Raw genomic sequence first — 12,545 nt, 5'->3', positions numbered from 1 at the left:
CACATAGTAATTACGGTATACCTGGGGTTGAAGGACGGCGGCGGTGCGGACATCAAAGGTTCCGTGGACGTTAAGGATCGCGAGGGCAGCATCGAAGTGGTGGCGCAGAAATATAACCAGTATATCACGGCCGCCGCATTCATTTGCCGTTCCTGTTCACCAGAGACATCGACTCTTACAGCCCTGACCCCTGCAAAGACGGCAATATTATGCAGTCCGATTCGTGGAATAAAAGTGCAACAGCCTGATTCGCACTGATGCCCAGGGGAAGTTCACCCGCGGCGTCAGCATTTGCGGAAGATGCCTTATGCCTTCATCCACTTCGGGTGAAACTATGAGTCATCTTCACCTTTCAACCGGCCTTATGCGCTTTGGATTACGGCGATGGGCGGTAGCATGCTTCTAACCCGGAGAAATTTATTATGGACAGTCAGACAGCAGCGCTTCTGCGTCGCCTGAATCCCTGCTGTGCGCAGGCGCTGCAACCCGGCGAACCGCTGCTCACCGCTTACGTTGATGTAAGCATTATGGCGAGCGTCATCGCCGACCGGATCGGCATACCGCTCTCTTCGTTAATGAAGGATGAGCAGGCAGAGTTACCGGCACTGGAAAACCAGCTCAGTACCCGCGTGGTGCTGCAGGACGCGGCTCTAAGCGCCATCGCGCAGCGCCTGCACGCCTCAACGATGCAGCAACTGGGGGAGGTGCCGGAATCCATCGAATCCGACATGCATGAGTGCCTGGGTCCGATACTGCGTGACAACTTCCAGCCCGCGCTGCTGGCACGCATCCGGACGGGGAGTTACCTTCCTCTGGCACCAGAAGCCATGGACATCAACGTGGAGAGGAAGCTTAAAAAGATGAGCCAGCGGCCGCTTCGCCACTATGATCTACAGATGGGAATCACGGCTACACATTATGATACGGTGACTGACGCCTGCCTGCTGCCGGATACCGACGCGCGCGACGCCGACAGCCTGCTCAATCAGCAGATTTTGCCAGTACTGAGTCAGCAACCGCTGCAATATATTACCACCACTCAGCATCCGCAGATTCTGCAACTGGACCGGTATGACGAAGAGGGCGTGGTGATGGAGTTTAACGCGCCTGCAACGGAGGTCAGCTGTGTCTGAAATACTGGTTTCCGCCGCGCAAAAAATGACGCAGACGCTGGGGCATTCCCGCTATCTGGTCAGCGTGCACGACTGCCCGCACACGCTGGACGTGCTTAACTTCCACGCCGAAGAAGCGCTCAGCGAGCCGTGGCGCTATGTCGTCACCGTGACCTGCGACAGTGCAACAGTTGCCACTGAAGCGGTGTTGCTGAAGCCCGCCACCTTTACTTTCCAACAGCCGGTTTTTACCGGCGCGCCTGCTCTGCCGGTGCGTCAGGTATATGGCGTGGTGCACTCGTTTCGTCGACTGTCCACCTCTGCTGATGAAACCCGCTACCGGCTAACGCTGGTACCGCGTCTGGCGCTGCTGCGTCACACCCGCCGCAGCGAGATCTACCTCAATATGTCGGTGCCGGAAGTGGTGGAGCAGGTGCTGCGCTCACATCAGTTTGAGGGGCCGGACTTTGGCTTTCGGCTGACGCGTGAATATCCGCAGCGCGAGCTCATCACGCAGTGGCGCGAGACTGATCTGCAGTTTATGCAGCGCCTGCTCGCGGAGGTCGGGATTTTCTGGCGCTTTGAGATGGACAATCGCCTCGGTCAGGACGTTGTGATCTTTCTCGATTCTCAGCAACATTATCAGCAGGGTATGCGATTGCCCGTGCACCCGGCTTCGGGCCTGACCAATAGCGGTCTGGAGAGCATTGAGCGCATTGAAACGCACAACAGTGTGGTGAGCGCCCGGGTTGCCACAAGGGATTACAACTACCGCGAAGCGCTGGTGCCGCAGGACAGCACGCAGTCCGTCACCGGTCCCGAAGGTATCACCACCGGTGAGGTCTATCACTACGCTGAACCGTTTCTGTCTGAAGGTGAGCCGGATGATGCGGAATCGGGGGCGTTCTTTGCCCAGCTGCGGCATGAGCGCCTGCTCAGCGATCAGCAACAGGCCTGCGGCAAAAGCAACAGCGCGCAGCTGACGCCAGGGCAGGTGCTGGAGAGTGGCGATGCGTTTCCGGCAGGGTTTGCCGACGGGATTGTCATCACCCGCGTGCGCAGTAAAGGTTCGCGCAGTAAAAGCTTCAGTCTGCACTTCGATGGCGTACCCTACAGCGATAAGCTGTGCTGGCGTCCGGCACTGATTGATCGCCCGATAATCAGCGGCACATTGCCTGCCCGCGTTGAAAGTACCGACAGCAGCGACCTCTACGCCTGGCTGGATAACACCGGGCGCTATCGCGTGCGGCTGGATTTTGACCGCAACGCGCGCGAAGCCGGATACAGCTACCTGTGGTTGCGGCTGGCAAAACCGTATGCCGGCCCGGATTATGGCTGGCATGCGCCGCTGCTGGCAGGCACTGAGGTCTCCGTGGCTTTCGATAGCGGTGATCCAGATCGGCCCTACATCGCCCACGCGCAGCATGACTCCGAACATGCAGACCACGTTACCCGTGATAACCACAGCCGCAACGTACTGCGCACACCCGCCAATAACAAGCTCAGGATGGAAGACCTGCGCCAGCAGGAGCACATCAAGCTGGCGACGGAGTACGGCAAAAGTCAGATTAGCCTCGGTCATATTGTGGATGCACAGCGTAAGCCACGCGGACGTGGTTTTGAGCTCAGGACCGATGAGCGCGGTGCGGTACGGGCGGGCAGCGGCCTGTTCCTGACGGCAGACGAGCAGCCGAAAGCGCAGGGTGAAGTGCTGGCGATGCAACCCGCACTCAACAACATCAGCGCGGCTAACGAGCAGATGCAGGCGCTGAACAACGCGGCACAGGCGGCACAGGCGCTGACCTGCGACATCTCCGCGCAGCTGAGCCTCGCAGCTGAGCGGCTGAAAGGGTTGCAGTCGGCGGTGCTGCTGGCAAGCGCCCCGCAGGGTGTTGCCCTGACATCGGGCGAACACCTGCAGTTAACCAGCGGCAGGCACACCTTTATTAACGCCGGTAAAAACCTGAACGTGGGGGCGATAAAGAACCTGTCGCTGGCGGCTGAGCAGGCGCTGGGGCTGTTTGCCCATAAGCAGCAGATGTCGCTGATAGCCAATCAGGGCGACGTGGTGATGCAGGCACAGCACAATAGCCTGAACCTGAATGCGGCGCAGCAACTCACTGTGACCAGCACGGACGATGACATCATCATCAGCACGCCGAAGACGCTGACGCTGAACGGCGGTGGCTCTTATCTGAAGCTGAGCGGTGCCGGTATTGAGCACGGCTCGGAAGGGAAGATGATCATGAACGTGGCGCAGTTTCTCATTCCGGGCAGCGGTGCTGACTTGCCAGTAGAGACGCCCGACTTCAAACATAGTGAGTTCAGCCTCATCACACGCAACGTGCCTAAGTGGGCAAGCGAATAACAGGGAAGGTTATTAAATGTCTGCAGTTTTATCTAAATTCAGTTTTCCGGTGCCAATGAACAAGGCCGGACAGGTTTTCGGTTCAGCAGAAGAACTGTTGGCGAAGCTCGGTGGTGAAAGTTCCGGGCAGTACCTCGTCGGGCGTCAGGGCATGTGGCACGGTGGCATTCACATCACCCATGAGACCGCTCCCTGGTGTGCGCTGAGCACCGACAGAGAAGATGAGCAGGCCTTCTGTAACAATCAGCCTTATAAGGGCGAGCAGTTTATCCGCTGCATGGCGGACGGCGAGATTGTGGCGTACCGGGTGTGTAAGGACTATGACAGCGCGGCCATCAGCTGGAATGGCGGCAGGTTGCATATGTCTAATGCCTTTGTGCTGGTGAAGCACTACATCCAGCCGGGAGACACTGCTGAAAGCGGCCTGACGTTCTATACGCTCTATATGAACCTTGCACCACTGAGCGCCTATACACAAACAGGCAGTGAGCTGACGCGTACAGTGGTGAAAAAACAGCGCTATTATGCCAGTGCGGTAGACACGGCAGCATCAAAGATTGCCGGCACGCTGAAAGCCGGAACGGTGCTCACGCTAAGCGGCAATATTATCAGCCGGAACAAGGATCATCGACAATTTACAGAGGGAACCCTTGTTGCTGAAACGACTAATGAAGATGGCATTGTGTTGGCAGTCGGTACGAAAGTCTGGACTGTTTCAGACCGGGGGGCACTGAGCACCGCCAACTCGGTTGAGAAACCGTCGTGGTGGGCTCAGTGCTCACCGGCTTATGGTTTAGAGGGCAACGGTCAGGTGGAGGCAGCCACCCGTAAGGTAGTAAAATATTATCTGAGCAGTGATGACGTTCAGAGCGGTACGTCGGCGGGCAAGCTGGCCGCAGGGTTCCCCCTGCGCTATCCGTCGGGCAACAGCGTACAGCAGGTAATAAGGCCCATCATGACACCAGGTACCAGCCCGCCCATTCCTTCAGGCGCAGTTAACACCTTCAGCCTGGTTACGCTGGATACCGCGGTTGGCAACCTAAAGACAGGAGACCGCGTCTGGGCTGTATCGGATGAGGAGTATTTAGCGGTCACAGCGGCTGCAAGTTCAGGGGAGCAACCTGTATTCGGAGACGTGGTGCTCCCTGCAACACCCATCGCCATTCGTGCTGGCGACAGTATCGGGCATATGGGATTTTATGAACTCCCCACAGAGAGCGGAAAGGTGGCTCGCTATCAGGTGCATGTTGAGTGCCTGAGCATTAGTGATGTAGCTGAGTTCATCACTAATCCTGGCAAGGTAGGCGAGGATAAACCCGCGTTCCTGATGCATAATCCCGAAGCAGTGCTGTACGCGAAAAATGCCGAAGGGGTGATGGTTGCGACATCGCGTAAAACCAGAAGCCAGGGTATCGTCACGCTGTCAAAGGTGTCGGTGGTGAAAGAGGGTGATCAATCAAAGTACTACCAGATACGCCAGGAGGGGGGCTGGATAGCGGCATCCGACGCACAACTTATTTCCCAATATGCGCTGGCGGACAGGGGGTTTGTCACGCTTGACAAGTCATCAGCTAGCTTTGACCTTATAGACGGTAAGTTGCAACCGGATAACATCGTAAAAGACATCCTGTCGCAGCTTAAAACGGCTGCGGAAGCGGATAATCGTCCCGGTTATGCGCTGAACCAGCATAACTATCAGCGCCTGCTGGCGAAGATCGATAGCAACAACGACGGCCGCTATTCAATTGAGGAGTATTTGCAGGCCCTAAATATTGTGTCCTATCGGGATCGGCTGCAGCGTATTATCGCAAGGCATCCAAGCGAGTGGTATTTCGGCAAAGACGATCCATTGTGGAAAACGTATCTGGATACGCTGACGGGTGCTAACGCGAAGTGGAAAACCTATCTCGAAACGTTTATTGAGCAGATGAGCTGGATGAAGAAAGTGCCTGGCATGGAGCCAGCGGTATGGCATATGCATCCTGTGGTGTTTTTATCAGCGCTTGAACATCAAGTGTGTGATTGTGAAGTCTTATATGCCGATAAATTTAAAGTTACCAGATATGGCAGTGTTTATGGACCTATTTATAAAGGGAGTATAAGTCTAAAAGATTATTCTCGGTGGGATGTTCTTATTTCTCAGGGTAAATTAACCTCGGATGAGAAAGAAATACTTATAGCAATGTCAGAAAATGAAGGGAATATGGATGCACTACAATCTTACGATAGTGAGGTAATTACTGCGGGCGCAATGCAAAAAACAGTTAAAGACACTTTTAAGCCAAACGCTGACCCAGCGATTGACTTGAGAGGTAAGGGGGAGTTATCCGCACAATTTGCAAAATTCAAAAACCTTCATCCGGAATTGTATTGTAACTATGCAGTGAGCTGTGGCTGGACAGTTGAGGGAGAAGGCTCATCAGCAGTTCTTTATTATAGTGATTCACTGTTGACCAATAGCGATAAAATCACAGGGGCCGCCCTCAAGGGTTTGATCCGAAATGGATGTACTCAGGAGAAGTATGGCATGGTTGTTCACAACAAGCCTCTTGCGTCCTTACTGAAAGTGATTTTGTTGCCTGAATATCAAGACATTCAAGTCTTAGATTTTATTGATAGACTTCATAGTGCTGAAAATAAAGTTGTGAAATCTAGTTTTAAAATTCGAGATTTCGTGAAAAGTAAATTCGGAAGGGCTGTTGTATTAGACCACTCAGTGAATAGACCAGCTAATGTGGTAAGGGATTTTAAAAAAGCCATTGATAAGTTTTATGAAAATAACTCAAGTGTAAACAGCGATCCAACGCTTTGGGGAAGTGATTTTACTAAAAATGAAAGTGATCTTCTCAATGAATATAAGCTAACAAGAAAAATGACTGATTCCGTTGGCAGATTCAACTCATTAAAGGGTAAGCTATGAAATGTAAAGTGTTTTTAAATTTCGTTTTTTTCATGATGAGTTGCGTGCCGTTTTATTCATTTTCTGATGTGACGATATTATCTCCACTTGGAACTAGTGTGACTTTCTCAGATAAAAAAACTGGAGAGAATTATGATTCATACTCGTGGGGGGTGCTGACCTTTAAAGGAAAGAAGGGTGATGTTGATTTGGGCATAAAAGATCGATATTTTACCGAAGATGGTTCATCTAAGGTATCACCGTCAGGCCGATATTTAGTTGTTAATAGTGTTTCTGGTGGCTATCTGCAAAATGAGGCAGGCGAAAAAGAATACGTTGATAAAGCCTTTTGCAGTGTTGTAGATATGAAAAATGGATGTTATGTCAGTGACTGGGATGGAGAAGCATGTGGCTATGAATGGAATGAAAACGAAGATGTTCTTGAAAACTCTCAGGGTACAGATAAATTTGATTTTCTATCGTTTAGACCAAAAATAGATGATGTTAAGGATTCTCTATCTTCACTTAGCGAACTTACAGTAAGGCGATATATGCGCTGCGATTCGCCGGGAATCAATAACATTAATATCTACTCAAGATTATCTCAAGTAAATAAAGCATCAAAGTTGATTGTCAATGAAGGTGTCTTGGAATATTTGAAAGGGGTAACCGAAGAGAAAATGATTATACAAAAATCGTTCCTTTACTCATCTCCAAACGATGGCGGTAAAACAGCCTCATATCTTGTCGCTGGGGATAAAGTAAAAATACTACAATTCTCAAAAGACCGTCAGTGGATTAATGTTGGTTACATCAATGTGAAAGGCACGCCTCTTGTTGCATGGATACTCGCTGAATTTATAGATAAATAAATATGTTAGTGCGCTGTTCTGCATTGTTTTGTTTGGTTGTGTTTACTTTCGTTGCCAGCGATAAAATTACAGTTAAATGCTTTAAGTCGGGTTCGGCTCACGTTAAATTCGTCCAGGTCTCTACAATCGACGCGCAACCAGGCTACGTGTTATACAAAAAGTCCAGCGCCCTTATTACGTTGATATCTGAGAAAATTGAGTGTGAGGATAATGATGATGAACGCCCGCAGGCGTGTAATTCATTATGGCTTGAGGTTGTTAATGGAAAAGTAAACGGAACCTATCAGTTTGATTATATAGCAATCGGGGGTGTGAATACCAAATTCAACGAAGACCTTGATGCCTGTAATTCTGAGAGCTCCGACTGCGTTTGGAAATAACTCAATTCATTTAATAACTTTTTTTACTAAATAAAAAAACCACAAGGAATATGTGATGTTTCAGTTTATCCGTAAAGGCGACAAAACTACCCATGGTGGTGCAGTACAAACCTGCTCAGACACCATGATCGTCGGCGGTATTGGCGTCGCGCGCAAAGGGGATAAAGTCTCGTGTCCGCAGCCCGGTCATGGAACGACCACAATCATTGAAGGTAACCCTGAATTTCTTGATCACGGTGTACCGGTGGCATTCCACGGTCATAAATGCGGCTGCGGTTGTTCGCTGATCAGCTCATTCGCACCAGCGAAAGTGGGGTAATCATGCCTGTCTGGCTGGATGCCATTCCGGATGAGGCGCCGAAGGTTATTCGTCCAGCCCTGCACCGATGGCTGATACTACTAGTGGTGATTCTGGTCACTGTTATCATCGCCGGAGTCTGGTTCTGGCAGGGACCGCGCGAAGGTATTGTTTTCTGGTTAACGCTTACCGGCCTGCCTCTCTGTTTCTGGGGATTGCTCTTCTGCCTGCGCCGATTTGCTTATAAAACTGAGCAGGTTGGAGCAGAATCCTGGAATCGCGAGAGAAAGTCGCTCCTGGAACGCGAAACCCGGCGCGGTCAGCAGCCAGCCTGGATACTGGGCAGCCGCATTGAAATGTGTGCCGGGCAGGATGCTGAATCCATCAGAGACACCATCAGCCGGGCGGTTCCAGTGATAGAAGCACTGCGCCAGCCGGGGCACGCTGCGCCGGTTTATTACGCCGCGCTGCCTTATGCTGACGCGATGAATATCTCGCAGCAAAACGATGTTATAGAACTCATCACCTCCGGGATTACCGATACTTTGGCACCACTGCGTGAAGACCTCTCCTGCTGGTTGCAGATCGATAGCAACCTGCCCGCACAGCCAGAAACCTCCATGGCAATCGTGCGTCAGCTTGAAACGCAAAGCGGCAGAGTGTTCAGCCGTATCAGTCTAACGGGCATGGCGGGAATGGACCACTGGCTGGACAGAGCCACAGAGTCGCCGTCAGTGCTGGTAAGCATCGCCATTCACCTGCCGGAAAATCGCAAGGAAGGAGGGGCGGATGCCATTACTGCGCAGGTGCTGGCAAACCGTCCTTCTGACCATTATCCCGACGCCGTCATGCTGCACCGCCCCGAGCAGGGCAGTACAGATAACCTCAATGGCACTCTGAAGCGCGCACTGCTTTGGGCGGATGTCAGCGCAGAGCAACTGAATGGCGCATGGATGACCGGTCAGGCCATTACGCAGGGCGCCGCATGGAACACAGCGCTGGAATCCTGTGGTGCAACTTTTAGTCTCACTGACGCGCTGATCACCCCTGATCACGCAGCCGGTTATGCCGGTGTGGCCGCACCGTGGGCTGTTATCGCGCTGGCGCAGTCATCGCTGTCCTCTGGTGAGTCACTTGCCATTGCCAGCCAGTCACCAGATGAGGATGCCATCTGGGTTGCTGTGGTTAAACGTATAAAAGAAGAGAAAGGATCAACAGGGAATGTCTGACGAAAAATCCCGCTCGCTGATTGGCGCTGCCACGGCCATTTTTGTTCTACTTATAATTATCTGTGCCTTTCTGCTGTGGGCCTGGCCGCAGGCCATTGAGACTGCAGTCGGCATTCCACCGCTGGATGGCATTCGTATCGTCACCGTTGCGGTTGGGCTGATCGCGGTTGTTCTGCTTATCGGCTGGCTGGTGGAGTCGCTGACGCGCCGCGCCGGTAGTCAGGGGCTGCTAGCCGGATGGGGAAAAAATAAACAGAAGGCCGCACAGCAGCCAGCCGTTCAAGAGACCGTGGATACGCCGGTGAGTGCAGGGAAAAAGCGTTTTAGCGCAGAGCAGGTCAGGGAGTTACTGCGATTTCGCTATAGTCGCCGCTGGCAGCGGCAGGTGCGCATCCTTCTGGTGCAGGGCAGTGTTGCCGATACCGATGATGCCTTTCCCGGTTTAACCCGTGATAGCTGGCTGGAAGGCGAAGGATTTGTGCTGGTATACGCAGGTGAGCCGCAGGCGCATCCGGATGAGCCACTGCTGAATGGGCTGAAACAATTGCGTCCGCGCTGTCCGGCTGACGGGTTGCTGATGGTGGTGAATACCGGTTCGCTGCCCGCTAAGGCCACCAGTGATGCCATCGCGCGCGCGCGCCAGAAAACGGATAGCCTGCTGGGCTGGAAACTGCCGGTGTGGATTTGGAGCATTCAGCCAACCGCCTGGGCGCAGGATAACGACAGCGCACCGATTGCGCTGACGGCAGGTGCACAGGCCGGACGTAACGATCTGGCTTTGCTGCTGCATGAACTACAACCCCGTCTGCGCGAGGTGGGGACTGCCCGATTGCTTGCTGATGTCCGTAATGACTGGCATCTGGCGCTGGCCGCGCGGCTTGAGGGGGCGATGGGAGATCGTCTGATCGGCATGTTCCAGTCGCTGACGGATGCGCCCGCCGCCTGCCGTATTCCCGGTCTCTTCTTCAGCCCGCCGCGTGCCGCCGGTGAGCACGATGCGCACGTGCTGCCGGGAGAGCCGGTCTGGAACACGCTGGCAGAGTGCTGTCAGGCAGCGCGTCCACGCAAATTGACTACGGACTGGCTGCGTCTGGCTCGCATCACTCTGGCTGCGGTGCTGGCGCTGTGGTGCGCGGGCACACTGCTGTCGCTGGTGGCTAACCGCACACAGATTTATCAGGCACATGAAACGGCGCGTATCGCCGCTGATACTCGCGTGCCGCTCACACAGCGTCTGCAGAACCAGCTCCTGCTGCAACAGGCCATCGCCCGGTTACAGCACCGTCAGGCGACCGGTGCCCCCTGGTATACTCGCTTCGGCCTGAATCAGGATGCCGCCACGCTGGCGTCACTCTGGCCGCTGTATGCCGGCATCAACAATCCGCTGATGCGTGATTCCGCAGCACAGTACCTGCACACGCAACTGGAGAAGTTTGTCAGCCTGCCGCCTGCCAGCAGCGCCCGCCTCGACGCCACACGTCAGGCGTATGACTGGCTGAAGGCCTATCTGATGCTGGCACGTCCGGCGAACGTTGATGCCGCCTGGCTGGCACAGCATACGCTGACGCTGTGGCCAGCACGTCAGGACGTTTCCGCTGGTAGCTGGCAGTCGCTGGCACCGAAGCTGCTGGGATTCCAGGCGCAGAACCTGCCCCTGCATCCTGAATGGAAAATCAAACCAGACAGAGAGCTGATTGGCACCGTGCGCCAGATCCTGCTGAAACAGATTGGTCAGCGTAACGCGGAATCCGGCCTGTATCAGGAGATGCTGAAAAAGGTGGGGCGTAACTGGCCGGATCTGGCGCTGACGGATATGGTAGGCGATACCGATGCGACGCCGCTATTCCGTACCGAGGAAGTGGTGCCTGGCATGTTCACCCGCCAGGCTTGGGAAGAACAGGTTGAACAGGCGATTGACGAGGTGGTGAGTGCCCGCCGTGATGAAATTGACTGGGTGTTAACGGATAAATCGCGCCAGCCCGGCAGGGAGATAGCGCCAGAAGCTCTGAAGGCACGCCTTACAGAACGCTACTTCACTGATTTTGGCAATGTCTGGCTGAATATGATCAACAGCATCCAGTGGGTGGAAGCGAGTTCGCTGTCGGAAGCCATCGGGCAACTAAACCAACTGGCCGATGTGCGGCAGTCGCCGCTGGTGGCGCTGATGAATACGCTGGCCTGGCAGGGCAAAACCGGACAGAAATCCGACGCGCTGGCCGATACGCTGGTGGACTCGGCGAAGCAACTGCTCACGCGTGAGAAGAAGCCACGACAGATGATCTCGCAAGCAAAGGGGCCAACCGGACCGCTCGATGCAGTGTTCGGTCCGCTTACCAGCCTGATGGACGGCAAGGACGGTACCGGCAGCAATGGCAACCTCAGCTTCCAGTCCTGGCTGGCGCGCGTCACTCAGGTACGCCTCAAGCTTCAGCAGGTGACCAGTGCACCAGATCCGCAGGCGATGGCGCAGATGCTGGCACAGACCGTGTTCCAGGGACGGTCCATTGATATCACCGAGACCCGCGACTACAGCAGTCTGGTGGCTGCCAGCCTCGGCCAGGAGTGGAGTGGTTTCGGGCAGGCGCTGCTAGTGCAGCCGCTCGATCTGGCCTGGCGGCAGGTGTTGTCGCCTGCGGCAGACAGCCTGAACACCCGCTGGCAGAACACCATCGTCAGCCAGTGGAATGCGGCCTTTGCCGGACGCTATCCGTTCAAAGCCACCGGCAGCGATGCATCACTGCCGCTGCTGGCGCAGTTTGTGCGTGGCGACAGCGGGCGTATCACCACGTTCCTGAAGACCAATCTGGGCGGGATCCTGCATCAGGAAGGGAACCGCTGGGTGGTCGATCCGTCTGCCAGCCAGGGTATGCGGGTCAGTCCGGCGTTTCTCTATGCCATTAACCGGCTGGGTTCGCTGACCGATGTGGTTTTTGCCAAAGGCGATGCCAGTTTACGCTTCGAGCTGATGGCGCGTCCGTCAAAGGATGTGGCACGCGTTCAGTTCACGCTTGACGGCCAGAATCTGGATTTCTTCAACCAGATGGAAGGCTGGCAGAGCTTCATCTGGCCGGGTGAAACCTATTATCCCGGCGCGAATCTCACCTGGCAGAGCACCACCAGCGGCGGTATGCAACTGTATGGCAATTACCAGGGTAACTGGGGCTTTATTCGCCTGTTGGAAAAAGCGCGGACCACGGCGCTGGACAGCAGCCGCACGCAACTGGTCTGGTCGACGGATGACGGCAAAACACTGCAATTTATCCTGCGCAGCGAACTGGGCGAAGGGCCACTGACGCTGCTCCGGCTGCGCGCTTTCACGTTGCCGGAAAATATCTTCGATGTGGATGCCACTGCGCTGGCGCTGGATGATGAGGTGAGTGAATGACG

At 54.4% G+C, this 12,545-nt stretch carries 7 protein-coding genes and 1 pseudogene; all 8 read left to right on the top strand.

What is annotated here, in order from left to right:
* Window positions 1–3: 3 nt before the first annotated feature.
* The 8 genes and pseudogenes from N5J69_RS03080 (at window position 4) to N5J69_RS03045 (ending at window position 12,543) form a co-directional block, all read left to right on the top strand.
* A pseudogene (locus tag N5J69_RS03080) lies at window positions 4–248 on the top strand (hypothetical protein).
* Window positions 249–422: 174 nt separating this feature from the next.
* Window positions 423–1,133 (top strand): hypothetical protein, encoded by a 711-nt coding sequence (locus N5J69_RS03075; RefSeq protein ID WP_279767991.1) that lies wholly within the window; start codon window positions 423–425, stop codon window positions 1,131–1,133.
* Entirely contained in the window at window positions 1,126–3,480 is a 2,355-nt protein-coding gene (vgrG, locus tag N5J69_RS03070) for a type VI secretion system Vgr family protein (RefSeq protein ID WP_279767990.1), read from the top strand. Before N5J69_RS03075 ends, vgrG begins: the two co-directional genes overlap by 8 nt.
* Window positions 3,481–3,496: 16 nt before the next feature.
* On the top strand, window positions 3,497–6,400 hold the full coding sequence (locus tag N5J69_RS03065; RefSeq protein WP_279767988.1) for a hypothetical protein: 2,904 nt from the start codon (window positions 3,497–3,499) through the stop codon (window positions 6,398–6,400).
* Window positions 6,397–7,251: a hypothetical protein gene (locus tag N5J69_RS03060; protein WP_279767986.1), complete on the top strand. Its 855-nt coding sequence runs from the start codon at window positions 6,397–6,399 to the stop codon at window positions 7,249–7,251. Before N5J69_RS03065 ends, N5J69_RS03060 begins: the two co-directional genes overlap by 4 nt.
* Window positions 7,252–7,686: 435 nt before the next feature.
* Entirely contained in the window at window positions 7,687–7,950 is a 264-nt protein-coding gene (locus N5J69_RS03055; protein ID WP_279767985.1) for a PAAR domain-containing protein, read from the top strand.
* 2 nt (window positions 7,951–7,952) lie between these two features.
* Window positions 7,953–9,158, top strand: coding sequence for a hypothetical protein (locus N5J69_RS03050; RefSeq protein WP_279767984.1), 1,206 nt, complete (start codon window positions 7,953–7,955; stop codon window positions 9,156–9,158).
* Window positions 9,151–12,543, top strand: coding sequence for an ImcF-related family protein (locus tag N5J69_RS03045; protein WP_279767983.1), 3,393 nt, complete (start codon window positions 9,151–9,153; stop codon window positions 12,541–12,543). The genes N5J69_RS03050 and N5J69_RS03045 overlap by 8 nt, the downstream gene beginning before the upstream one ends.
* Window positions 12,544–12,545: the final 2 nt, after the last annotated feature.

This window comes from Pantoea sp. GD03673 (assembly GCF_029844725.1).
Classification (GTDB): Bacteria; Pseudomonadota; Gammaproteobacteria; order Enterobacterales; family Enterobacteriaceae; genus Pantoea.
This window is presented reverse-complemented; position numbering and strand designations above follow the sequence as displayed.